General features: G+C 72.7%; 23 protein-coding genes. 20 read left to right on the top strand and 3 right to left on the bottom strand.

Translation table 11 applies throughout. The features are described 5' to 3' along the window. Nucleotides 1-4: 4 nt before the first annotated feature. Nucleotides 5-1,129 (bottom strand): TRAP transporter substrate-binding protein, encoded by a 1,125-nt coding sequence (locus ACP6CK_RS11740; protein WP_426959122.1) that lies wholly within the window; start codon nucleotides 1,127-1,129, stop codon nucleotides 5-7. Between the two features lie 212 nt (nucleotides 1,130-1,341). On the opposite strand from ACP6CK_RS11740, the gene ACP6CK_RS11735 reads away from it, so the two are divergent. The 10 genes from ACP6CK_RS11735 (at nucleotide 1,342) to ACP6CK_RS11690 (ending at nucleotide 11,782) form a co-directional block, all read left to right on the top strand. After that, nucleotides 1,342-3,345 carry a proton-conducting transporter membrane subunit gene (locus tag ACP6CK_RS11735; RefSeq protein ID WP_426959121.1) on the top strand — a complete coding sequence of 668 codons (2,004 nt, stop codon included), beginning with the start codon at nucleotides 1,342-1,344 and terminating at the stop codon, nucleotides 3,343-3,345. After that, nucleotides 3,342-4,313 carry a respiratory chain complex I subunit 1 family protein gene (locus ACP6CK_RS11730; protein ID WP_426959119.1) on the top strand — a complete coding sequence of 324 codons (972 nt, stop codon included), beginning with the start codon at nucleotides 3,342-3,344 and terminating at the stop codon, nucleotides 4,311-4,313. The genes ACP6CK_RS11735 and ACP6CK_RS11730 overlap by 4 nt, the downstream gene beginning before the upstream one ends. A 43-nt stretch (nucleotides 4,314-4,356) precedes the next feature. Beyond that, entirely contained in the window at nucleotides 4,357-5,004 is a 648-nt protein-coding gene (locus ACP6CK_RS11725) for a hydrogenase-4 component E (RefSeq protein ID WP_426959118.1), read from the top strand. Further along, complete coding sequence (locus ACP6CK_RS11720; RefSeq protein WP_426959904.1) at nucleotides 5,004-6,431, top strand: proton-conducting transporter membrane subunit; 1,428 nt, start codon at nucleotides 5,004-5,006, stop codon at nucleotides 6,429-6,431. Before ACP6CK_RS11725 ends, ACP6CK_RS11720 begins: the two co-directional genes overlap by 1 nt. Continuing rightward, complete coding sequence (locus ACP6CK_RS11715; protein ID WP_426959117.1) at nucleotides 6,428-7,954, top strand: NADH-quinone oxidoreductase subunit C; 1,527 nt, start codon at nucleotides 6,428-6,430, stop codon at nucleotides 7,952-7,954. Before ACP6CK_RS11720 ends, ACP6CK_RS11715 begins: the two co-directional genes overlap by 4 nt. Further along, on the top strand, nucleotides 7,951-8,415 hold the full coding sequence (locus tag ACP6CK_RS11710; RefSeq protein ID WP_426959116.1) for a glyoxalase superfamily protein: 465 nt from the start codon (nucleotides 7,951-7,953) through the stop codon (nucleotides 8,413-8,415). Before ACP6CK_RS11715 ends, ACP6CK_RS11710 begins: the two co-directional genes overlap by 4 nt. After that, nucleotides 8,415-8,933, top strand: a complete 519-nt coding sequence (locus ACP6CK_RS11705; protein ID WP_426959115.1) for an NADH-quinone oxidoreductase subunit B family protein — start codon at nucleotides 8,415-8,417, stop codon at nucleotides 8,931-8,933. The genes ACP6CK_RS11710 and ACP6CK_RS11705 overlap by 1 nt, the downstream gene beginning before the upstream one ends. A gap of 221 nt (nucleotides 8,934-9,154) precedes the next feature. Continuing rightward, entirely contained in the window at nucleotides 9,155-9,370 is a 216-nt protein-coding gene (locus ACP6CK_RS11700) for a hypothetical protein (protein ID WP_426959114.1), read from the top strand. A gap of 264 nt (nucleotides 9,371-9,634) precedes the next feature. Next, nucleotides 9,635-10,618 carry a Bug family tripartite tricarboxylate transporter substrate binding protein gene (locus tag ACP6CK_RS11695; protein WP_426959113.1) on the top strand — a complete coding sequence of 328 codons (984 nt, stop codon included), beginning with the start codon at nucleotides 9,635-9,637 and terminating at the stop codon, nucleotides 10,616-10,618. 15 nt (nucleotides 10,619-10,633) lie between these two features. Then, nucleotides 10,634-11,782, top strand: coding sequence for a pyridoxal phosphate-dependent aminotransferase (locus tag ACP6CK_RS11690; RefSeq protein ID WP_426959111.1), 1,149 nt, complete (start codon nucleotides 10,634-10,636; stop codon nucleotides 11,780-11,782). Here the strand turns inward: ACP6CK_RS11690 and ACP6CK_RS11685 are convergent. Continuing rightward, complete coding sequence (locus tag ACP6CK_RS11685; protein WP_426959109.1) at nucleotides 11,715-12,125, bottom strand: hypothetical protein; 411 nt, start codon at nucleotides 12,123-12,125, stop codon at nucleotides 11,715-11,717. The genes ACP6CK_RS11690 and ACP6CK_RS11685 overlap by 68 nt on opposite strands. 201 nt (nucleotides 12,126-12,326) lie before the next feature. On the opposite strand from ACP6CK_RS11685, the gene ACP6CK_RS11680 reads away from it, so the two are divergent. Next, nucleotides 12,327-12,914 carry a hypothetical protein gene (locus ACP6CK_RS11680; protein WP_426959108.1) on the top strand — a complete coding sequence of 196 codons (588 nt, stop codon included), beginning with the start codon at nucleotides 12,327-12,329 and terminating at the stop codon, nucleotides 12,912-12,914. A gap of 75 nt (nucleotides 12,915-12,989) precedes the next feature. Here ACP6CK_RS11680 and ACP6CK_RS11675 read toward each other — a convergent pair whose 3' ends face one another. Continuing rightward, complete coding sequence (locus ACP6CK_RS11675) at nucleotides 12,990-13,415, bottom strand: DUF1489 family protein (RefSeq protein WP_426959107.1); 426 nt, start codon at nucleotides 13,413-13,415, stop codon at nucleotides 12,990-12,992. Between the two features lie 107 nt (nucleotides 13,416-13,522). On the opposite strand from ACP6CK_RS11675, the gene ACP6CK_RS11670 reads away from it, so the two are divergent. The 9 genes from ACP6CK_RS11670 to ACP6CK_RS11630 all read left to right on the top strand — a co-directional run bounded on the left by ACP6CK_RS11670 (nucleotide 13,523) and on the right by ACP6CK_RS11630 (nucleotide 22,012). Continuing rightward, nucleotides 13,523-14,524 (top strand): aspartate-semialdehyde dehydrogenase, encoded by a 1,002-nt coding sequence (locus tag ACP6CK_RS11670; RefSeq protein WP_426959106.1) that lies wholly within the window; start codon nucleotides 13,523-13,525, stop codon nucleotides 14,522-14,524. A 182-nt stretch (nucleotides 14,525-14,706) separates the two neighbouring features. Continuing rightward, the gene (locus ACP6CK_RS11665) at nucleotides 14,707-16,098 is read left to right on the top strand and encodes a hypothetical protein (RefSeq protein ID WP_426959105.1); all 1,392 of its coding nucleotides are present in this window, start codon (nucleotides 14,707-14,709) and stop codon (nucleotides 16,096-16,098) included. After that, on the top strand, nucleotides 16,095-16,649 hold the full coding sequence (locus tag ACP6CK_RS11660; RefSeq protein ID WP_426959103.1) for a hypothetical protein: 555 nt from the start codon (nucleotides 16,095-16,097) through the stop codon (nucleotides 16,647-16,649). The genes ACP6CK_RS11665 and ACP6CK_RS11660 overlap by 4 nt, the downstream gene beginning before the upstream one ends. 115 nt (nucleotides 16,650-16,764) lie before the next feature. Beyond that, a complete protein-coding gene (gene sdhC, locus ACP6CK_RS11655; protein WP_426959102.1) occupies nucleotides 16,765-17,214 on the top strand; it encodes a succinate dehydrogenase, cytochrome b556 subunit in 450 nt (149 codons plus the stop codon). A gap of 13 nt (nucleotides 17,215-17,227) precedes the next feature. Continuing rightward, complete coding sequence (gene sdhD / locus ACP6CK_RS11650) at nucleotides 17,228-17,638, top strand: succinate dehydrogenase, hydrophobic membrane anchor protein (protein ID WP_426959100.1); 411 nt, start codon at nucleotides 17,228-17,230, stop codon at nucleotides 17,636-17,638. Between the two features lie 25 nt (nucleotides 17,639-17,663). After that, on the top strand, nucleotides 17,664-19,490 hold the full coding sequence (sdhA, locus tag ACP6CK_RS11645; protein WP_426959099.1) for a succinate dehydrogenase flavoprotein subunit: 1,827 nt from the start codon (nucleotides 17,664-17,666) through the stop codon (nucleotides 19,488-19,490). Between the two features lie 14 nt (nucleotides 19,491-19,504). Beyond that, complete coding sequence (locus ACP6CK_RS11640) at nucleotides 19,505-20,287, top strand: succinate dehydrogenase iron-sulfur subunit (protein ID WP_426959098.1); 783 nt, start codon at nucleotides 19,505-19,507, stop codon at nucleotides 20,285-20,287. Between the two features lie 16 nt (nucleotides 20,288-20,303). Beyond that, a complete protein-coding gene (locus ACP6CK_RS11635) occupies nucleotides 20,304-21,512 on the top strand; it encodes a TIGR03862 family flavoprotein (protein ID WP_426959097.1) in 1,209 nt (402 codons plus the stop codon). Nucleotides 21,513-21,604: 92 nt separating this feature from the next. After that, entirely contained in the window at nucleotides 21,605-22,012 is a 408-nt protein-coding gene (locus ACP6CK_RS11630; RefSeq protein WP_426959096.1) for a VOC family protein, read from the top strand. Nucleotides 22,013-22,027 lie beyond the last annotated feature (15 nt).

The following is a 22,027-nucleotide window of genomic DNA, read 5'->3' as shown; positions in this document are numbered from 1 at the left end:
CTGATTACCGCCGGGGCTGGGCAGCCTGCTGCTGCTCCTGCGCCTGCATAAGATAGACGAAGCTGTCATAGGAATTCTCGGCCACCCGGAACCACTGGATCTGGGTGTCGCGATAGGCCTTGAAGTGGTCCCAGACCTTCTTGAAGCGCGGGTTGGCGGCCGAGGTCTCGTCGTACAGCTCCATGGCGGCGCGGTAGCAGGCCTGCATCACCTCCCGCGGGAAGGCGCGGAGCTGGGCGCCGCCCGCCACCAGGCGGCGCAGGGCCGGCGGGTTCTGGGCGTCGTACTTCGCGATCGTCTCGACCATGGCGTCGCGGGTCGCGCTCTCGATCACCTCCCGGTAGAGCGGGGGGAGCTCGTCCCACTTCGCCTTGTTGACGTGGAGGGAGAGGTTCAGCCCGCCCTCCCACCAGCCGGGGTAGTAGTAGTAGGGCGCGACGCGGTTGAAGCCGAGCTTCTCGTCGTCATAGGGGCCGATCCACTCGGCGGCGTCGATCGTGCCGCGCTCCAGCGCCGGGTAGATGTCGCCGCCGGCGATCTGCTGCGGCACGGCGCCGAGCTTCTGGATGACGTTCCCGGCGAAGCCGCCGATCCGCATCTTCAGCCCCTGCAGGTCGGCGACCGTGCGGATCTCCTTCCGGAACCAGCCGCCCATCTGGGCGCCCGTGTTGCCGGCGGGGATGGAGACGATGTTGTAGCCCTCGAAGAACTCGCGCATCACCTCGCGCCCGCCGCCGGCGTAGAGCCAGGAGGTGATCTGGCGGAAATTGGCGCCGAAGGGGATGGTGCCGTCGAAGGCGAAGGTCGGGTCCTTCCCGACAAAGTAGTAGGAGGCGGTGTGGGCACACTCGATCGTGCCCTGCTGCACCGCATCCACCGTTCCGAAGGCCGGCACGATCTCGCCGGCGGCGAACATGCGGATCTGGAACTTGCCCTCGGTCAGGGCGGCCACGCGCTGGGCCACGCGCTCACCGGCGCCGTAGATCGTGTCGAGGCTCTTGGGGAAGGAGGACGCGCAACGCCAGCGGATTTCGGGTGCGGACTGGGCGATGGCCGGGGTGGCGAGTCCCACGGTCAGGCCGGTGGCGGCGACCACCGGGGCGCCGGTCAGGAAGTTGCGTCGCTCCATTTAGCTTTGTTCCCTCCGCTCGCCCTGAACTGGGCGCACCTTCGGCCCATTACCGGCCGCACCCAGCGCTGCCTAGGCCCGATATGCTCCTATATTCGTAACGAATCGCGCCCGATGGGACGGGTGGACAGGATTTCATCGCTTGCCACGGCTCAGGGGACCCCTCGTCGCCCGGCGGGGGCGCCTCTATCCTCGCCGCAGTGTCCGGTCTCGTGATCCTTCTCGCGCTTCTGCTGCTTGCCGCGCCAGCCGCGCTGGCGCTGCGCGCGGCTGGCCGCCCGGCGGCCTGGGCGGCGCTGGGGGCGGGCGTGGTCGCCGGATTCGGATTCGCCCTCGTCGCGATCGCCTCGCTCCTCTCCGGGACGGCGGCGGTGCCGCTGGTGCTGCCCTTCCGCCTCGGCGGCCTCGGGACCTCGCTTGTTCTGGATGGGCTCTCCGCCTGGTTCCTCCTGATCCTCGGCGTCGCCTCGGCGGCCTCCTGCCTCTGGGCCCTGCCCGGGGAGGTCGCGGCGCCCGCGCGGCGCTCGGTGCCGGTGCCCCCCTTCATCGCCGGCATGGCGATCACCCTGCTGGCGGGGGACGGGGCGACGCTGCTGCTCGGCTTCGGGATGATGTCCCTCGCCTCCTGGGCGCTGGTTGCCACGGACCATGAGGCGCCCGCGAACCGGGAGGCCGCGCGGCTCTACCTCGCCTTCGCGGCGTTCGCCGGGACCTGCCTGCTGGCCGCGCTGGCGCTGCTGGCGCGTGGCGGGGGACTCGACTTCGCCGCCCTGCGCGCCGCGCCGCCGGAGGGATGGCGGGCCGGCGCCTTCCTCGCCCTCTCTCTGGCCGGGTGCGGGGCGAAGGCGGGCCTGGTGCCGCTGCACCCCTGGCTGCCGCTGGCCCACCCCGCAGCGCCGAGCCACGTCTCGGCGCTGATGTCCGCGGCGATGACGAAGGTCGCGCTCTACGTCCTCGCGCGGCTGGTGCTGGACCTGGCCGGACCGGCGCAGCCGCTCTGGTGGGGGGCGCCGCTGGTCGCGCTCGGCGCGGCCTCCGCGGTCCTGGGGGCGCTGCGGGCGGCGACGGAGACGGACGCCAAGACCCTGCTCGCCTGCTCCACCATCGAGCATGTGGGGCTGGTCGCCATGGGGCTGGGGTTGGCCGCGGTGTTCCGGGCGGCGGATCTCGGCACGCTTTCGGCCCTGGCGGCGGGCGGGGCGCTGCTGCACGCGCTGAACCACGCGGTGTTCAAGACGCTCCTCTTTCTCGGGATCGGCGGGGTGGTCCAGGCCGCCGGGTCGCGGTCGCTGGACCGGCTGGGCGGGCTGATCCACGCCATGCCGGCAACGGCCGCGCTCTGCCTGATCGGGGCCGCGGCGGCCGCGGCCCTGCCGCCGCTGTCTGGCTTCGCCTCGGAATGGCTGATCCTGCAATCGCTGCTGGCGGCCTGGCGGGTGGGGGAGATCGGACTGCAGCTCGGCGCGGCCGCGACGGCCGCCCTGTTCGGGCTGGCCGTGGCCCTGGCGGCGGCGGCGATGCTGCGGCTGTTCGGGGTGGTGTTCCTCGGCCGTCCCCGGCATCCCCGGACCCTCGGGGCGCGGGAGGGCGCGCGCCTCGCGACCCTCGTGCTGGTGGCGCTGGCCGGGCTGACGCTCGTGCTGGGGCTGCTTCCCGGACCGATGCTGGACCTGGCCGCGCCGGCGCTGCGGGTGGCGACGCGCCACGTCGCGGACCGGCCCGCCGGATTCGTGACCCTGCGGGCGGGAGAGGCCTCGTTCTACCTGCCGTTGGTCGTGGCGGCGCTGCTGGCCGGCCTGTCCGTGCTGATCGCCTGGGCGGTCCGGCGCGCCTCGCCGGCAGGGGTGGCGCGGGCGCCGGCCTGGGACAATGGCTTCATGGCGCCGCCGCCGCACCTGCCCTTCGGCGAACCGCTGGCCCAGCCCTCCGCCGCCGGCCTCGCGCAGCCGATCGAGCGCGTGCTGGGCGGCGCCGTCCTGGGCGCGCGGGAGGTGGTGGAGGCCGCGCCGCCCGGGGACCCTCGGCCCGCCCGTCTGTTCGCCACGGCGCGCGACCCCGCCTTCTCCCTGCTCCTGGCGCCGCTCGGGGCCGTGCGGGACGTGGCCGCGGCGTGGGCGGAGCGGCTGCGGGGCCTCTCGGCCCATGGCGGGCTGGCCCTGTCCTTCGGGGTGCTGCTCGCCCTGCTGGCCCTGGTGGCCTGGCTGGAGCGGGCGTGAGCGAGGTTCTTTCCGGCGCCGCGGCGCTCATCACCCAGCTTCTGCACGCCGCGCTGATGGTCGTGGCGGCGCCGCTGCTGGTCGGGATCGTGCGGTGGCTCAAGGCGCGCATGCTTGGCCGGCGCGGTGCTTCCCCGCTCCAGCCCTGGCGGGACCTGCGGAAGCTGCTGCGGAAGCGCCCGGTGCTGGCCGAGAACGCCTCTGCCGTGACGGAGGTCGCGCCAGTGGTGGCGCTGGCGGCGACCTTCGCGGCGGCGATCCTCGTGCCCTCCTTCGCCCTCGGCATGGCGCTGGGACCGGCGGCGGATCTGATCCTCGTCGCCGGGCTGCTGGCGCTGGCGCGGGCAGCGCTGGTGCTGGCGGGGATAGATGCCGGCACGGCCTTCGGCGGTCTGGGCGCGGGGCGGGAGATCACCTTCGCCGCCCTGGCGGAGCCGACGCTCGTGCTGGCGGCGCTGACGCTGACGATCATCGCCGGCGGGACCAACCTCGACGCGATCGGCACCGCCTTCACCGACGCGGCGCCGACGCTCCGCATCTCCCTCGCCCTCGTCCTCGTCGGGTTGCTGGCGGTCGCGATCGCTGAGGCCGGGCGCGTGCCGGTGGACAACCCCGCCACCCACCTGGAGCTCACCATGGTGCACGAGGCGATGCTGCTGGAGGCTTCCGGCCGCCACCTCGCGCTATGGGAGATGGGGGCGGCGCTGCGGCTGCTCGTCTGGTTCGGGCTGCTGGCGACGATCTTCGCGCCCTTCGGCATGGCGCCGGCCGGGGCGGGGCCGGTGCCCTGGGCCGTCGGGCTGGCAGCCTGGGCGGCCAAGATGGGCGTGCTGGCGCTCGCGCTGGCCGTGGTGGAGACAGCCATCGCGAAGATGCGGGTTTTCCGGGTGCCGGAGTTCCTCGGCGCCGCGCTGCTGCTGGGGCTGCTGGCGGCGGTGCTGCTCTTCGTCTCCACCGGTTTCGCGTGAGGGCGGCCTTGGACCTCCTCCTCCGTTCCCTGGCGGTCCGCTGATGCGCTTCGGCCAGCTTCCCTATGACCTCTCGCACCTGCTGGCCGGGCTCGTGCTGCTGCTGTCCTTCGTGCTGCTGTACCAGCGGCGGAACCGGGCGGTGATCGCGGCCTTCGCGGCCCAGGGGACGATCCTGGCGCTGGCCGCCGCCTGGCAGGGCTGGGTGCAGGACGCCGCGGGGCTGTTCCTGACGGCGCTGATCACCTTCGCCGCCAAGGGCGTGCTGATCCCCACCGCGCTCGGGCGGCTGTCGCGGCGGCTGAACCTGCACCGCGGGGTGCAGCCGGCGCTCGGCATCGGCCCGGGGCTGGTGCTGGGGGTGGGGCTGGTGGGCCTGTCCGTGGTGGTGGTCCTGCCTGTCACCAGCGCCGCCGGGGTGCTGGCGCGGGAGGACCTGGCCATCGCGCTCTCGGTCGTGCTGCTGGCGCTGCTGATGATGCTGACGCGCCGGTCCCCGGTGGGGCAGGCGGTGGGGCTGCTGAGCCTGGAGAACGGCGTGATCCTGGCCGCCATCGGCGTGCAGGGGATGCCGCTGCTGGTGGAACTGTCCGTCGCGGCGCTGGTGCTGGCGGTGGCGCTGGTGGCCGGCTTCTTCGCGCATCTGCTGCGGGACGGCCTGCCGCCGCCGGTGCGGGAGGAGGGGGCGTGATGCTCTGGCTCCTGCCGCTGCTGCCCCTTTTGGCTGCCGGCGCGCTCGGCGCCCTGGCGAATGCCCGGATGGCGGCGCTGGGCAACATCGCGGCCAGCGGGCTGGGATTGCTGCTGGTGCTCCTGGCTCTCGTCCTGGTGCCGCGCGGCGAGCCGGGGCTGCTGGCGCTGGACGGGCTGAACGCCGCGCTGCTCCTGCTCGGCGCCGTGGTCGGGCTGACCACCGCTACCTATTCCGCCGCGACCTTCCACGCGGAGGGCTTCACGCCCGTCGCGGCGCGCGCCTATCACGCCGCGTTCCAGGCCTTTCTCGGCGCCCATCACCTGGCGCTGCTGGCCGACAATCTCGGCCTGATGTGGGTGGCGATCGAGGTGGCGACGCTGGCGACCGTGCTGATGGTCGCGGTCCATCGCACGCCGGCGGCGATCGGGGCGGCGTGGAAATTCTTCATCCTCTGCGGCACCGGGATCGCGCTGGCGCTGTTCGGGACGATCGTGCTGGCCATGGCGGGCCAGCCGCATCTGCCCGATCATGCGGCGCGCCTGTCGCTCGCGGCCCTGGGCGGCATCGCGGCGGCAGCCGATGGCGGGCTGCTGTCGCTCGCCTTCGTGCTGCTGCTCGTGGGCTACGGGACGAAGGCCGGGCTGGCGCCGCTGCATTCCTGGCTGCCGGATGCGCATGCGGAGGGGCCGACCGCCATCTCCGCCGTGCTGTCCGGGCTGCTGCTGAACGTGGCGCTGCACGCGGTGCTGCGCGTGGCCAATGTGGTAGGGCGCAACGCGGCGGCGGTGTCGCCGGGGCCCTTCCTCGTGGCGTTGGGGCTGCTGTCCCTGCTGATCGCGGCCTTCTCCCTATGGCGGCGGCGCGACGCGCGGCGGCTGCTGGGCTGGAGCAGCATCGAGCACATGGGGCTGGCAGCTCTGGCCTTCGGCCTGGGGGCGCCCGTCGCGGGGGTGCTGCACATGGCCGGGCACTCCCTGATCAAGGGCGCGGCCTTCTTCGCGGTGGGGGCGGCGAGCATCCTGAAGGGGGGGCAGGAGGTGGCGCGGATCGGCGGGCTGGCGGGGAGCCATCCCGTCCTGGGCTGGGGCCTGGCGCTGGCCCTCGCAGGGCTCGCGGGATTGCCGCCCTTTCCCTTCTTCGCGACGGAGATCGGCATGGCCCTGGCGGCCGCGGGGGCCGCGCCGTGGCTGCTGGTGCCGCTGGCCATCGGGCTGGTGGTCGCCGCGGCGGCGCTGGTGGGGGCGATCGGGGCGCTCTGCCTCGGGCCGGCCACGCCGGATGCGCCGGCACCGCCCGGCGTGCCGGTGATCGGGCCCTCCGGCGTGCTCGGGCCGCTCTGGCTGCACCTGCTGCTCGCGTTGGCGATCGGGCTGGGGCTGGGGAACGGGATGCTGGCCGATGCCGCGGCGGTGCTGCGGCCATGAGCGCCCCGGCGAACCACGGTCCTGCCACCGCGATCATCCGCAACGGGCGGCCGCACCCGCTGGGCCGATCCCATCAGCGCTACCTGCTGACGGCCGAATCTTGGTCCCTGCTGCCCGCCGCGCTGGCGGCGGAGCCGGAACTGGAACTGATGGGGCTCTGGGCCGAGCCGGGCTTCGTTCACGCCGCCTTCCTGATGCCGGATCATCGGTCGTTGCTGCTCGCCTCGGCGCCGCTGCGGGAGGGGCGCTACGCCGCGCTCTCCCCCGTGCGGCCGGGTGCCGCCTGGTATGAGCGGGCGGTGCGCGACCTCTGGGCGATCGAGGCCGTGGGCGGGGTGGACCTGCGGCCCTGGCTGGACCATGGCTGCTGGCATTTCGAGATGCCGCTCTCCGGCCGCCCGGTCCGTCGCTCCGTCGCGCCGCCGCAGCCGGCCTTCCTGCCCGCGGAGGGGGAGGGGGTGCATCAGATCCCCGTCGGCCCCGTGCATGCCGGGATCATCGAGCCCGGCCATTTCCGCTTCCACGTGCGCGGCGAGACGATCGTGCGGCTGGAGACGCGGCTGGGCTACGCGCACAAGGGGACGATCGGGCTGATGCTCGGCAAGTCGCCGCGCGCCGCCGCCCGCTACGCCGCGCGGATCTCCGGCGATTCCACCGTGGCGCATTCCTGGGCCTTCGCGATGGCGGCCGAGGCCGCGACCGGGGCGGAGCCGCCGCCGCGCGCGCTCGCGCTGCGCGCCGTGATGGCGGAGTGCGAGCGGGTGGCCAACCACCTGGGCGACTGGGGCGCCGTGCTGAACGACGCCGCCTTCGCCGCGGCCCATGCTCGGACGGGGATGCTGCGGGAGGGGCTGTTGCGCGCCTGCGACGCGGCTTTCGGACACCGGTTGATGATGGACCGCATCCTGCCCGGCGGCGTGGCGCAGGACCTGGCGCCGGGCGGCATCCGGGCGCTGACCGCGGCCTTGGGCACCATCGCCGCGGCGCTGCCGGAACTCGCGGCGTTGTACGAGGATCACGCGAGCCTTGGCGACCGGACGATCGGGACGGGCACGATCCCGGAGGCGCTGGCGACGCGCTTCGCGGCCGGCGGGGTGGTGGGACGGGCGTCCGGCCGGCCCTTCGACGCGCGGGACGCACCGGGTTACGCGCCCTATGAGGATGTGGCGGTGACGCTGCGGGCGGAGGGCGACGTGGATGCGCGGCTGCGCATCCGCCTGGACGAACTGCGGGAGAGCCTGCGCCTGCTGGACGGCCTCCTGGCCACGCTGCCTGACGGTCCCCTGTCCGTGCCGCTGCGCCCGCAGGAGGGGGAGGGGCTGGGCCTGGTGGAGGGCTTCCGCGGGGAGGCGCTGCACTGGATGGCGCTGGACGATGGCGGCCTCATCCGCGCGGTGTTCCCGCGCGACGCGTCGTGGGCGCATTGGCCGCTGCTGGAGGCCGCGATGATCGGCAACATCGTCGGCGACTTTCCGCTGGTGAACAAGTCGATCAACGCCAGCTACAGCGGGGTGGACCTGTGACGGAGAGGCGTTCCGCTTCGCCGGATCTCGCGGCAGCCTCCCCAGGGGTCCGGGGACCAAAAGTCCCCGGCGGAGGTCCGGAGGCGGAGCCTCCGGTTCTGCGTCGTGTCGTCCCGATCCTCCGCATTTTCGATGAGGCGAAGGCGCGCGAGTTTTACGCGGGCTTCCTCGGCTTCAGCTGGGACTGGGAGCACCGCTTCGGCGAGAACTTCCCGCTCTACGCGCAGGTCTCGCGCAGCGGTGTCGCCCTGCACCTGTCGGAGCATCACGGGGACGGCACGCCGGGGACGGGTCTGCTCCTGTACATGCGGGGCGTCCACGCGCTGCACGCGGAGCTGCGCGGGAAGGACTACCGCTACGCGAAGCCTGGGATCGAGGAAGCGCCCTGGGGGGCGTTGACGGTGACGGTGACCGATCCCTTCGGCAACCGCCTGACCTTCGCCGAGCCGAAGGAGGATTGATGCTCTGGTCGCGCCTCGCCCGGTCGCTCGTCTCCCGCCCGCTGACTGAGCCGGCGCCGACGGTGCCGGCGGACACGGTCGCGGCGTTGGGCGCGCGGCTGGAGGCGGCGTCGCGCGCGCGCCTCGGGCGCAGCCTGGCGGTCCGGGCACTGGATGCGGGGTCCTGCAACGGGTGCGAGCTGGAGCTGCACGCGCTGAACGGCGTGCTCTACGACATCGAGCGGTTCGGGATCCGCGTGGTGGCCTCGCCGCGGCATGCAGATGTGCTGATCGTCACGGGGCCGATGACCGCGAACATGGCGGAGGCGGCGCAGCGCACGCTGGCGGCGATGCCGGAGCCGCGCTGGGTGGTGGCGGTGGGGGATTGCGCGGCCGATGGCGGCGCGTTCCGCGGGTCCTACGCGGTGGAGGATGGGGCGGGGGCGGTGCTGCCATTGGACCTTGTCATCCCCGGCTGTCCGCCATCCCCGGCCCGCATCCTGGAGGGGCTGATGGCGCTGCTGGAGGCGCAGAAGTAGCGGCGCCCGGTCTCTCGCCGGGTCGGTCAAGAACTCGCGTGGTCTGCTGAGGTATTAACGGGTTGATGATCATGAACTCGGGGCGTCAAGACTTGTGAAGGGGGCCGGGTAAGGTCTGGTTTACACAAAAAAGTGTGGTCTTTTTTACCGGCTGTTCATCGAACTCCCCGAAAGATGATCTCACCGGACATCAGCCGGTACAGACAAAAGGCCCCCGCAAAATGCAGCTCGCCACCTCCTCCCGCACGATCGCCCCGATCCACACCGCCGCCCTGCTCGAGGGGCCGGGCGGCGTGTCCCTGCACCTGCGCGCCGCCGATGGTGGGCTGACCCAGGTACCGCTCTCCCTCTCCGCCCTGCGGGAGATCGCCGCCCTCGCCGGTGCCGCCCTGGCCAGCGCGCATTTCGGCGCCGCGCAGCAGCCGCCGGGCTACTGAGACCTCGCCGGGCTTCGCCCGGCCGAAGTCCCCTTCACCGGGCCAAGCCCGGTCCTGGGCCGCGCACCCCTCGCGCGGCCACCCCGCCGAAAATCCCCTCTCCGGCGGGTCGTTGAGGGACAAGCCCCGGGTCGAGCAAGAGGCCGCCCGGGCTTCCCACCCCCGGCATCCAACGCCAGACTGACCCGGCCCATGCGCCCTCGCGGGTCAGGCCGCACCCACGGCAACCCCGACGGCCCCTTTCCGCCGCGCCGGAGTCGCCTCTTGATCCCTCGCCGACCCCTCTTGGCCACGCTGGCCGCCATGCCCTGTGCACGCGCCCTCGCGCAGGGGGCCGCCTGGCCGAGCCGTCCCATCTCCTGGACCGTGCCGTTCCTGGCTGGTGGCTCCGCGGATCTCCTGGCGCGGCTGCTGGCGGACCGGATGGCGCCGCGGCTCGGCGCCCAGGCGCGCATCGTGGTGGAGAACCGCGGCGGCGCCGGCGGGGCGATCGGCAGCGAGTATGTCCGCCGCCAGCCACCGGACGGGCATAGCCTGCTTCTCGCCACCCCCTCCACCCACGCGACCGTGCCGGCGACGCAGCCCGCCACCACCCCCTATGACGCGGCGGCGGACTTCACGGCGATCGCGATCCTCGGCCAGTCGCCGCTGATCCTGGCCGTGCCGAACGCCTCCCCGCACCGGGATGTGCGGGGGCTGATCGAGTCGCTGCGCGCACGGCCGGGCGGGGCGTCCTGGGGCAATTCCGGCGCGGGCGGCATCGGCCACCTGACCGGGGAGCTGATGAACGTCATGGCCGGCGGGCTGCAGACGGAGCAGGTGCCCTATCGCGGCGGCTCCGCGCTGGTGGAGGCGCTGGTGAAGAACGAGCTGGAATATGCCTGGGAGTCCATGGGCTCCTTCACCTCGGCGCTGCAGGACCGGCAGTTCCGGGCGCTCGCCGTCTCGACCAAGGCGCGCCATCCGCTCTTCCCCGATGTGCCGACGATGGACGAATCGGGCCTGCCGGGCTTCGAGACCTCCACCTGGAATGCCCTCTGCGGCCCGCGCGGGATGCCGGGGGAGGTGGTGTCGCGCCTGAACGCCGCCGCGAACGAGTCCCTGAAGGAGCCGACGGTGATCGAGCGGCTGTCGGTCGCCGGCATCGACGCGGTGTCGGACAGCACGCCCGCCACCACCGCCGCCTTCCTGGCGAACGAGTTGGCGAAGTACCGCGACGTCGTCGCCCGCGCGAACCTGCGGCTCTAGAGAGGGGCGCTGACCATGGCCCGTAACCTTGCGGAGCGCGTCGCGCAGCTCCGCCCCTCGGCCACTGTCGAGATGACGGAGAAGGTGCGCGCCGCGCGCGCCGCCGGCCGCCGCATCCTGGCGCTGAACAGCGGCGATCCCGGCATCCCGACGGATCCCCGCATCATCGAGGCGGCGCATCGCGGCATGCTCGCCGGCGACACGCGCTACGCCCCCGCCCCCGGCACGCCGGCGCTGCGGGAGGCGATCGCGGCGCGCGAGACGGGCCGCACCGGGATCGCGCGGGAGGCCGGCGACGTGTTGGTGACCCCCGGCGGCAAGTTCGCCCTCCTGACGGCGTTGATGGCGACGGTGCAGGCCGGGGACGAGGTGATCATCCCCGCCCCGGGCTGGGTGAGCTACGAGCCCTGCGTCCGCCTCTGCGGCGGGGTGCCGGTGGCGCTGCCCATGCTCGACCGGATCGACCCGGAGCGGCTCGCGTCGCTCGTCACGCCGCGCACGGTGGCGATCGTGCTGAACTCGCCGGTGAACCCGACGGGGCGCACCCTGTCGCAGGCGGACATGGACGCGGTGACCGAGATCGCGGAGCGGCACGACCTCTGGATCGTCTTCGACCAGGTCTATTCGGACCTCGTCCACGCGCCGGCCTTTCCGATGCCGCACGGCACGCCGGAGGGGCGGGCGCGGACCTTCGTGGTGGACAGCTTCTCCAAGACCTTCGGCATGACGGGGTGGCGGCTCGGCTACCTCGCCATGCCGCCGGGGCTGGCGAAGACGGTGATCCGCTTCATGCAGCACTCCGTCTACTGCCTGCCCGGCTTCATCCAGGCGGCGGGCGCCGTGGCGCTGTCCCTCTATGACGAGCTGGTGCCGGGCTATCGCGAGACCTTCCGGCGGAAGCAGCTCCGGGTCGCGCAGCGGCTGAACGCCATTCCCGGCATTGCCTGCACGGCGCCGGATGCGAGCTTCTACCTGTTCCCGCACATCGGGACCGATGACCGGATGGTCGCCGCCCGCTGGCTGGAGGAACTGGACGTCGCCACCATCCCCGGTTCCGCCTTCGGGGAGGCCGGGGCCGGCCATCTGCGGATGAGCGTCACGGCGGGGGAGGCGGAGATCGAGGAGGCGCTGGATCGGATCGCGGCGGCGGGGGTGCCGCGCTAGCGCGCTCCACGCCCGGCACCGCGCGGGAGGTGCCGTCGCGCGGCGGCCAGGTGACCGGGCCGGTGGTCATCAGACCGCGGCCGATCAGGTGGAACTCGATCAGGACGGTGATGACCGGAATCGCCACCGCGATCCCGATCATCACGGCGCCCGGCCAGGGCGCCTCCTTCGAGGCCAGCAGGACGAGGCCCGCGAGGCCGAGCAGGATGCAGAGCCGCCGCAGGATCCGGTGGGTGATGAGAAGGATCCGGACCGGCCGGGTCCTTCCGTACCAGCGCGTCGAGCGCCCGCAGGAGCCGCAGTCGCTCAGGCACCGGAGGGTGTCCACCACCTCGTCGATCATGCGGCGCTGCCATGCCTCCCGTTTCAGCCCGCGGTAGCAGGTGGGGGCGCGGCCCCGCCCCGACAGGCGGGGGATGAGGTGAAAGCCTTGAATTGGCCCGATCTCGCGGAGCTGTGCGGAGCCTGGGCGGAGCCGGCGAGGGAACGGGACGTTCTGCCGGGCGTCACTGGACCCGCGTCCGTGACCAGCCAGGAGAACAGGATGCGCTTTGCCCCCTTCATTGCCCTCGCCGGTCTCGCCCTCGCCTCCGCCGCGGAGGCCCAGCCCCGGGCCCCGGCCCAGCCGGGTGCCGGGGCGGTGATGCCAAGGCTGGTGATCGGCGCGCCCGGCCGGTGCGAGATGACGGTGGACGGCCAGTCCCGGCCCTGCACGAGCGGCCTCGTCTACGTCCACCACACGAATGGCAGCGTGCTGGTCTCGGTCCAGTCCGGGCAGGGCGTCACGATCGGCTTCCAGGCCGACAGCGACCGTCAGCCGCGGCCGGAGCAGTACATCCTCGACCTCACGCGGATGCACACCTCGATCAACGGCCAGACGGCCGCGAAGACGGTCACGGGAAGCTGCGAGATCAGCGTGTCTACCGATGGCCAGACCTGGCACCGCGCCACCTGCCGCGCGACGGATGGAAACGGCATGGTGACGGCCATGACCTTCACCGGCAGCGGGCAACCGGTCACGGTGGCCCGGCCGGGCCAGGAGGGCCGGCGGGGCGCCACGGGACCGGCCGCGGCGCCGGGCAATCCGGCGCCGAACGCGCCGCGCACGGGCCCGGCGGCCAACCCGAAGTAGTGGCCTGATCCACTTCCCGGACGGCTTCGGGAGGGAGAAGGACCGCTGTCGCTCGTCCCCGTCGCCGGGGGCGGATCAGACCAGCCCCAGCGCCATCAACTCCCGCCGCAGCTTCGGTGGAAGCTTGTCCAGGCCCACCGCCTTCGCCACGCCCGCACCCAGGTCGGGCGGGGCGGAATCGGCCGCGAGGTATCGCCAGCCCTGGAAGGGCTTCATCGGCCGGGCCTGCACGGCGACCAGGGGCGGTTCCAGGATCAGGTGGGTGGCGGCCGTGCCGTCGGGGCGCTTCACCGGCTCGATGGCCATGATGCGCTGCCGCACCTGCAGCACCCCGGCGACGATCCAGTAGATCGAGCCTCCCTCCAGGATTTCCGCCGCGCGCTTCGGCATCATCCGGGTGTCGTGCCAGAGGCGGCCGTGGTCCTTCAGGCGCCGCGCCTGGAAGCGCGCCAACTCCTCCACGTCCTTCGGGCCGACCGAGAGCTTGATGAGGTGCAGCACGCCGCCGATCTGACCACCATCCCGTTCGGACGCAAGGCGCCTTGTGCCCCGGCGACCCGGCCCCTATCTGCCGGCGCCCGCCTTCAGGCCGGGCGGAAAGGATGAGAATGGGCATTCGGGTCGCGGTGGCGGGCGCCGCCGGCACCATCGGGCGGGAGATCGTCAAGACGCTCGCCGAGCGGGCCTTTCCCGCGGAGCGGGTGGTGGCGCTCGGCTCCGGCCGCGCGGTCGGCGGCAGCCTCTCCTACGGGGAGCAGAACCTGCGGGTGGAGTCCCTCGACCGCCACGAACTCGGTGGGACGGACCTTCTCTTCATCGCCTCCGGCACGCCCGCGGCCGCCTCCCTGGCCGGCCGCGCCGCGGCGGCGGGCGCGCTGGTGGTGGACACGACCGGCTCCGCCCCCGCCACGCCGATCGTCCCGGAGGTGAATCCCGGCGCGATTGGCGCCGCGCTGGAGGACCGCATCCTCGCCAGCCCGGGACCGGGAGCCATCCTCGTCGCCATGGCGCTGAAGCCGCTGCACGACCTGGCGGGGCTGACCCGGATCGTGGCGGTGACCTACCAGCCCGTCTCCTCCGTGGGGCGGGCGGCGATGGACGAGCTCTTCGCCCAGACCCGCGCCGTCTACGTCAACGAATCCCCACCGCCCGAGGAGTTCCCGAAGCCCATCGCCTTCAACCTCTTCCCCCAGGTCGGCGCCTTCAACGAGGACGGCACGACCGAGGAGGAGGCGGCGCTGACGGAGGAGCTGGAGGAGCTTCTGGGCGCCCCGACCATCGCGACCTGCGTGCGGGTGCCGGTCTTCATCGGCCAGGCGGTGGCCATCCACGCCGCCTTCGCCCGTCCGATCGAGGAGGCCGAGGCGCGTGAGGCGCTGCGGGAGGCGCCGGGCCTGACGCTGCTCGATCGCCGCGACGATGGTGGCTACATCACGCCGATCGAGACCGCCGGGGAGGATCCGGTCTTCGTCTCCCGCCTGCGCCGGGACCCCACCGTGCCGAACGGGCTGGCCCTCTGGTGCGCGGCGGACAACCTCCGCAAGGGCGGGGCGCTCAACGCCGTGCAGATCGCGGAGGAGCTGGTCCGGCGCGGCGCGCTCGCGCCGTGAGGCGGGTCCACGCCGGGGTCTCATGCCCGGCGGGGTGATGCGGTTCCGGCCTCTGTCACGCTCCGTCACCCAGTTTTCGGTGTTCGTTCCCGGGGCGAGCGACTAGCTTCGCCCGATGTGGCCGTGCCCGGGTCCGTTCCGCGCGGTGGCGCGCCGCGCGAAAGGGAGTCCGAGGGGCAGGAATGTCGGCAGGGGCACTGACGTCGCGTTTCGAGCGGGCCGAAGGCTTCGCGCGCCGGGATGCGCCGGCCCGGAGCAAGGCGCTCGTCTTCGCCTGGACGCTCGAGGTCCTGGCCGTCGGCATGGGCCTCGTGCTGGCGGTTTATGCGGGGTTCGAGGGCAGCGGCAGCGGGCCCCTGGCCCTGGTCATCGCCACCATGCCCTTCCTGGCGCTGGCGGCGATCGAGCTGACGAAGATCCCGCTCGTCGCGCTCTACTTCCGGGTCCATCACTGGGGCTGGAAGGTCCTGGCGGTGGTGGCCCTGGTGGCCGTGACCACCGCCACCTTCGAGAACTTCGTCTTCGGCTTCGAGCGCGGCTTCAACGAGCGCCTCACCCTGATCCAGCAGGCGGAGCAGCGGCTGCTGAACAACGCGGTGCAGCGGGACGCTGTCCGCACGCGGCTGGACGGCCTGGCGGCGCAGCAGGCGGAGATGGCGCAGGGGATGGCCGCCTATCGCGCGGAGATCGCCGCCGCCCGCGCCCAGGCCCGCGACGATGTGGAGGACGCGCGGCAGGAGGGCAGCACCGCCGGCATCGCCGCGGACCGGGATCGTCTGGCGGCCGACCGGCGGTCGCTGGACGCGCGCCGGGACGCCGAACTGGCGGCCGAGCGCGCGCGCTGCAACCGCCGGGTGGACGGGCAGCTGCCGATCTGCGGCCTGCGGGTGATCGAGACGCGCTACGCCACCCAGGCCGCGGCCCTGGCCACCCAGGACGCGGCGCTGCGGGAGGAGTTCCGCCGCCGGCAGGAGGAGGCGCGCGCCGATGCCGGCAGCGCCCGCGCCCGCCGCGACGCGGAGATCGAGGGGCGCGAGGCCCGGCTGCGCGAGGCGCAGGGGCGGCTGGACGGCCTGCGTTCCCAGTCCGAGGAGGCGCGCGCGAGCCTCGTCACGATCAACGAGGACCGGGCGGTGCTGGACCGGGCCCGGGCGGAGCTCGTGTCCCGCTCGCAGGTGCACCGCCTCTCCCATGTCCTGCTCGGCGGGGATGAGTCCTCGCAGGTGGAGAGGGTGAAAAAGCTTTTCGTTGTCTCGCTCTCGGCCATCGTGGCGCTGATCGGCACGGTGGTGGCCGTGCTGCACTATGCCGCCCAGCAGCCGCGCCGGGTGGCCCCGGCGGATGCCGCCCGGGCCGCGCCGGGGGCGCCGGTGCCGCCCCGCCCGCGGCGGCCGGTGCTGCGCAACGCCCTGCGGGCCTGGATCCTCTCCCGCCGCCGACGCGCCCACCGCCGGGTGCGGGAGGTGGTGCGGGAGGTCCCGGTGGACCGGCTGAAGATCGTCTATCTCCCGCTCGACGCGACCGAGGCGGAGGTGGCCCGGATCCGGCGGGAGAATGCGGGCGCCCCGGCGTGATCCCGGGGCGGCGGGACCTGGATGAGGACTGGTCCCTCTACAATGCGGCGATCCGGCAGCGCCTGGGGCTGGACCGGCCGCCTCCGAGGCCCCTCTGGCGACGGCTGCTGGCCCGTGCGATCCGGGTGGCCGCCGCGGTGCTGCTGCTCTTCGGCCTGCTCTCCGCACTGTCGGCCCTGACGTGGCAGCCTGCGCCGGACGGCGGCCGGGCGAATCCCTTCGCGGCCTGGATGACCCAGCCGCCGACCCCGAATCCGGCGGAAGGTGGCGCTCCGGTCGTCACCAACTACGTCCTGTTCCACCGCGTGGCGCACGAGCCGGGCATGAGCGTGGTCACGGGCTGGCGATTCGCGAGCAGCGGCGACCGTGGGCCGGCGAACCAGTTCTGCTACCTCGAGCTGCCGACGGACGGCACGGCGGACCGGCAGGTCTCGGTCGCCAGCCGCCCGACCGAGCCCATCAGGCCCCTTCCGCCCGCCGCCGCTGAGGCGGGGCTCGACGCGATGGGTTGGGAGGCCGTCCATCGGAAATGCAACTGGTTCTCAGGTTGACGCGGAAGGGCCCTTCGCGCGGCGCAACGCATTGACGCTGCGCGGAAGCCGACCATAAAAGCGGCAGCCCCTTTGCCGCACCGCGGCAGATCGCGCGTATCTCGCAGGACGCCGCATGGCCCAGACACACGACCGGCGCGAGGCCACCTTCGTCGGCCGCCGTTCCGACGGCACCATCGTTCGCCGCCCGCTCTCCCCGCATCTGCAGGTCTACGACATGCTGCAGATGACCTCGCTGCTCTCCATCCTGAACCGCGCCACCGGCGCGGCCTGGGGCGTGGGGCTGCTCTTCGTCGTGTGGTGGCTCGTCGCCGCCGCTGCCGGCCCGGCCGCCTACGCCCATGTGCAGTGGTTCATGGGGTCCTTCCTCGGGGTCCTGATCCTGTTCGGGCTGACCGCCGTGGCCTGGTATCACACCATCGCCGGCGTCCGGCACCTGATCTGGGATGCCGGCTACGGCTACGACATCCCGACCACCTACCGCACCGGCTGGATGACGGTGATCGCGACCGGCGTGATGACCGCGCTGACCTGGATCGTCGCCATCATCGCCTGGGCCAGCTGAGGAGCCGCGCCGCATGAGCGAGCACCTGGAGCCCATGAACCTGCAGACCCCGCTGGGCCGCGTGCGCGGCCTGGGGTCGGCCAAGGGCGGGACGCATCACTGGTGGATGCAGCGCGTCACCTCCATGGCGCTGCTGCCGCTGACGATCTGGCTCGCCTTCGGGGTGGCCGGGCATGCCGGAGACCCCTGGCCGGTGGTCGCGGCCTGGATCGGCCATCCCTTCAACGCCACGCTGCTGATCCTCTGGATCGCGATCGGCTTCCAGCACACCGCCAGCGGTTTCCAGGTGATCATCGAGGACTATATCCGTCCCGAGAGCGCCGCGCTGCTCGCCTCCCTGGCCATCAAGGGCCTCTGCGCCCTGCTCGGCCTGCTCAGCATCATCTCCGTCCTGCGCCTGGCCGTGGCGCGGTTCGCGGCCTGAGCGCCGCGCAGAGGAACAGAACCCCATGAACGCCATGAGCCCGCCCCCGCGCCCCGGCCTGAACGGCGGTTCCTATCGCATCGTGGACCACACCTATGACGTGGTGGTGGTCGGCGCCGGCGGCGCGGGGTTGCGCGCCACCTTCGGCATGGGCGCCGCCGGCCTGAAGACGGCCTGCATCACGAAGGTCTTCCCCACCCGCTCCCACACCGTCGCCGCCCAGGGCGGCGTCGGCGCCGCGCTCGGCAACATGGGCGAGGATGACTGGCGCTGGCACATGTACGACACCGTGAAGGGGTCGGACTGGCTCGGCGACCAGGACGCCATCGAGTACATGTGCCGCGAGGCGATCCCGGCGATCATCGAGCTGGAGCACTACGGCGTCCCGTTCTCCCGCACCGAAGACGGCAAGATCTACCAGCGGCCCTTCGGCGGCCACATGCAGAACTACGGCAAGACGCCCGCCATGCGCGCCTGCGCCGCCGCGGACCGCACGGGCCACGCGATCCTGCACACGCTGTACCAGCAGTCGCTGAAACATAATTGCGAGTTCTTCGTGGAGTACTTCGCCCTCGACCTGATCATGGACGAGGAAGGCGCCTGCCGCGGCGTGCTCGCCTGGTGCCTGGAGGACGGCTCCATCCACCGCTTCCGCGCCCAGACGACGGTCATGGCGACGGGTGGCTACGGTCGTGCCTATTTCTCCTGCACCTCCGCCCACACCTGCACCGGCGACGGCGGCGGGATGGTGCTGCGCGCCGGCTTGCCGCTGCAGGACAACGAGTTCGTCCAGTTCCACCCGACCGGCATCTACGGCTCCGGCTGCCTTGTGACCGAAGGCGCGCGCGGCGAGGGTGGCTACCTGACGAACTCCGAGGGCGAGCGCTTCATGGAGCGCTACGCGCCGACGGCGAAGGACCTGGCGTCCCGCGACGTCGTGTCGCGCGCCATGTCGATGGAGATCCGCGAGGGCCGCGGCGTCGGCCCGCACAAGGATCACATCCATCTGCACCTGGAGCACCTCGGCGCCGAGCTGCTGCACGAGCGGCTGCCCGGCATCTCCGAGACGGCGAAGATCTTCGCCGGCGTGGACGTGACGAAGGAGCCGATCCCGATGCTCCCGACCGTCCACTACAACATGGGCGGCATCCCCACGAACATCCACTGCGAGGTGCTGCGCCCGACCGCGACCGACCAGGATGCGACGGTGCCCGGCCTGATGGCGGTGGGCGAGGCGGCCTGCGTCTCCGTCCACGGGGCCAACCGGCTCGGCACGAACTCGCTGCTCGACCTCGTCGTCTTCGGGCGCGCCGCGGCGCATCGGGCGAAGGAGACGATCCGCCCCGGCGCGTCCCAGGCCCCGCTGCCGAGCGATGCCGGCGACAAGGCGCTGGCCCGGCTAGATCGCGTTCGGCACGCCAAGGGCGGTACCTCCGTCGCCGAACTGCGCGTGAACATGCAGCGCACGATGCAGAACCACGCCGCCGTCTTCCGCACCTCCGATCTGCTGAAGGAGGGGGTGGAGAAGATGGAGAAGGTGGCGGCCGGCTACGCCGACATCCGCATCGCCGACCGCTCGCTGATCTGGAACAGCGACCTGATGGAGGCGATGGAGCTGGACAATCTGATCGGCAACGCGCTGACCACCGTGGTCGGCGCCGAGGCCCGGCACGAGTCCCGCGGCGCCCACGCGCATGAGGACTTCCCCGAGCGCGACGACCAGAACTGGATGAAGCACACGCTGGCCTGGGTGGATGACCAGTACCGCACGCGGCTCGACTACCGGGACGTGAAGATGCGGACCCTCACGAACGAGGTGCAGGTCTTCCCGCCCAAGGCGCGCGTTTACTAGGACCGCCCGAACCCATGGCAACCTTCACGCTGCCGGCGAACAGCCGCATCAGCACCGGCCAGACCTTCAAGGCCGAAGCCGGCGCGACGAATGTCCGCGCCTTCAAGATCTACCGCTGGGACCCCGACACGGGGGAGAACCCGCGGATGGACACCTACGAGATCGATCTCGACAAGTGCGGGCCGATGGTTCTGGACGCGCTGATCAAGATCAAGAACGAGGTGGACACGTCGCTCACCTTCCGGCGCTCCTGCCGCGAGGGCATCTGCGGCTCCTGCTCGATGAACATCGACGGGCTGAACACGCTCGCCTGCCTCAAGCCGATCGAGGACGTGGCGGGCGAGGTGCGGATCAACCCGCTGCCGCACATGCCCGTGGTGAAGGACCTGGTGCCCGACCTGTCCCAGGTCTACGCCCAGCTTCGCGAGATCGAGCCCTGGCTGAAGTCCGACACCCCGCCACCGCCGGATGGCGAGCGCCTTCAGTCGAAGGAGGAGCGCTCGAAGCTCGATGGGCTGTGGGAGTGCATCCTGTGCTTCTGCTGCACGACCTCCTGCCCCTCCTACTGGTGGAACGGCGACCGCTACCTCGGGCCGGCGGTGCTGCTGCAGGCCTATCGCTGGATCGCGGACTCCCGGGATGAATACACGGGGGAGCGGCTGGACAACCTGCAGGACCCGTTCCGCCTCTACCGCTGCCACACCATCATGAATTGCGCCCGCACCTGCCCGAAGGGTCTGAACCCGGCGGCCGCGATCGGCCAGATCAAGAAGCTGCTGGTGGAGCGCGAGGGCTGATCCCTTCCTGGCCGGCGTGACCTCGACGCGCCGGACGGTCGCCATCCTCGGCGCCGGCCCCGCCGGGCTGGCGGCCGCGGAGGTGCTGGGCGCGGTGGGCATCGCGGCCACGATCTACGACCGGATGCCCTCGCCGGCCCGCAAGTTCCTCATCGCCGGGCGGGGTGGGCTGAACCTCACCCATTCGGAGCCGCTGGAGCGGTTCCTGGACCGCTACGGCCCCGCGCGCGGGCGGCTGGAGCCGGCGATCCGCGCCTTCCCGCCGAATGCGCTGCGCGATTGGTGCCACGGGCTGGGTCAGGAGACCTTCGTCGGCTCCTCGGGCCGCGTCTTTCCCGCCGCGATGAAGGCCGCGCCGCTGCTGCGCGCTTGGCTGCGCCGCCTCGACGCGACCGGTGTCCGGCTGGAGACCCGCGCGACCTGGACTGGCTGGGACGAGGCAGGCGCGCTCTTCTTCGGTGATGGCCAGCGCGCGCATCCCGATGCGGCCATCCTGGCCCTGGGCGGCGCGTCCTGGCCGCGGCTCGGCTCGGATGGGGGCTGGGCCCCGATCCTGGCGGCGCGGGGCCTTCGGGTGCTGCCCTTCGCCCCGTCCAATGCCGGCGTGCTGGTCCCCTGGTCCGGTCACCTGCGCGACCGCCACGCCGGGGCGCCGCTGAAGCGCATAGCCCTGGCGGTCGGCGACGCGCGGGTGCGGGGCGAGGCGGTGGTGACACGGGGCGGGCTGGAGGGCGGTGCGGTCTATGCGCTGTCCGCGGCGATCCGATCGGCGCTGTGGGCAGAGGCGCCCGCGACCCTGCGCCTCGATCTCCGCCCGGACCTGACCGAGCCGGATTGCGCCGCCCGGCTCGCCGCACCGCGCCGGGGGCAGTCCCTGTCGAACCACCTTCGCCGAACTCTCTCGCTGCCGCCGGTCGCCGTCGCGCTGCTGCGGGAGGCCGGGCCGGTGCCGGAGGACGCGGCGGCGCTGGCGGCCCGGATCAAGGCGCTGCCGCTGCCCGTCACCGGCTTCGCGGGGCTCGACCGCGCCATCTCCTCTGCGGGCGGGCTCGCCTGGGGGGAGGTTGGCGACGATTTCGGGATCACCCGGCTGCCGGGCGTCTTCGTGGCCGGCGAGATGCTGGACTGGGAGGCGCCGACGGGCGGTTACCTGCTGCAGGCCTGCCTGGCCACGGGCCGTGCGGCGGCGGCGGGGGTGCTGCGGTTCCTGGTTGGGAAGGAATGACCGTTCTGCTTCGGCAGCACGCCGCGGCAGCGCGCCGCCCAAGCCTGTGGCAGGCTGCCCCGGCCGGGTGAGGGACCCGGAGGGGAAGCACGATGCAGTTCAACACCTACCTGAACTTCAGGGGCGACTGCGAGGCCGCCTTCGACTTCTACGCCTCGGTCCTCGGCGGCACCGTCGTGAAGTTCCGCTTCGGGGAGAGCCCGATGGCCAGCCAATTCGGCGAGGAGTGGCAGGGGAAGATCATGCACGCCTGCCTGACCGCCGGTGGCCAGAGCATCATGGGCTGCGACGCCCCGCCGGGCATGCAGGAGACGGTGGGCGGCTTCTCCGTCTCCATCATGGTGGACGACAGCGCCGAGGCGGAGCGCATCTTCGCCGCGCTGGCCGAGGGGGCCACGGTGAGGATGCCGATCCAGGAGACCTTCTGGGCCTACCGCTTCGGCATGCTCGTGGACCGCTTCGGCACGCCCTGGATGGTGAACCACAACAAGCCGATGTAGCGGCCGCCGGGCGGA

It is taken from the genome of Muricoccus radiodurans (assembly GCF_050154705.1).
GTDB classification, from domain to species: domain Bacteria; phylum Pseudomonadota; class Alphaproteobacteria; order Acetobacterales; family Acetobacteraceae; genus Roseomonas; species Roseomonas radiodurans.
The sequence above is the reverse complement of the archived record's forward strand: the minus strand, read 5'-3'. Positions and strand labels throughout refer to the sequence as shown.

Coding starts and splice junctions, on each gene's coding strand:
- ACP6CK_RS11740 (WP_426959122.1), bottom strand. CDS start 1,129: ATGGAGCGACGCAACTTCCTGACCGGCGCCCCGGTGGTCGCCGCCACC.
- ACP6CK_RS11725 (WP_426959118.1), top strand. CDS start 4,357: ATGCGCTTCGGCCAGCTTCCCTATGACCTCTCGCACCTGCTGGCCGGG.
- ACP6CK_RS11720 (WP_426959904.1), top strand. CDS start 5,004: ATGCTCTGGCTCCTGCCGCTGCTGCCCCTTTTGGCTGCCGGCGCGCTC.
- ACP6CK_RS11715 (WP_426959117.1), top strand. CDS start 6,428: ATGAGCGCCCCGGCGAACCACGGTCCTGCCACCGCGATCATCCGCAAC.
- ACP6CK_RS11705 (WP_426959115.1), top strand. CDS start 8,415: ATGCTCTGGTCGCGCCTCGCCCGGTCGCTCGTCTCCCGCCCGCTGACT.
- ACP6CK_RS11700 (WP_426959114.1), top strand. CDS start 9,155: ATGCAGCTCGCCACCTCCTCCCGCACGATCGCCCCGATCCACACCGCC.
- ACP6CK_RS11690 (WP_426959111.1), top strand. CDS start 10,634: ATGGCCCGTAACCTTGCGGAGCGCGTCGCGCAGCTCCGCCCCTCGGCC.
- ACP6CK_RS11685 (WP_426959109.1), bottom strand. CDS start 12,125: ATGATCGACGAGGTGGTGGACACCCTCCGGTGCCTGAGCGACTGCGGC.
- ACP6CK_RS11680 (WP_426959108.1), top strand. CDS start 12,327: ATGCGCTTTGCCCCCTTCATTGCCCTCGCCGGTCTCGCCCTCGCCTCC.
- ACP6CK_RS11670 (WP_426959106.1), top strand. CDS start 13,523: ATGGGCATTCGGGTCGCGGTGGCGGGCGCCGCCGGCACCATCGGGCGG.
- ACP6CK_RS11665 (WP_426959105.1), top strand. CDS start 14,707: ATGTCGGCAGGGGCACTGACGTCGCGTTTCGAGCGGGCCGAAGGCTTC.
- sdhC (WP_426959102.1), top strand. CDS start 16,765: ATGGCCCAGACACACGACCGGCGCGAGGCCACCTTCGTCGGCCGCCGT.
- sdhD (WP_426959100.1), top strand. CDS start 17,228: ATGAGCGAGCACCTGGAGCCCATGAACCTGCAGACCCCGCTGGGCCGC.
- sdhA (WP_426959099.1), top strand. CDS start 17,664: ATGAACGCCATGAGCCCGCCCCCGCGCCCCGGCCTGAACGGCGGTTCC.
- ACP6CK_RS11640 (WP_426959098.1), top strand. CDS start 19,505: ATGGCAACCTTCACGCTGCCGGCGAACAGCCGCATCAGCACCGGCCAG.
- ACP6CK_RS11630 (WP_426959096.1), top strand. CDS start 21,605: ATGCAGTTCAACACCTACCTGAACTTCAGGGGCGACTGCGAGGCCGCC.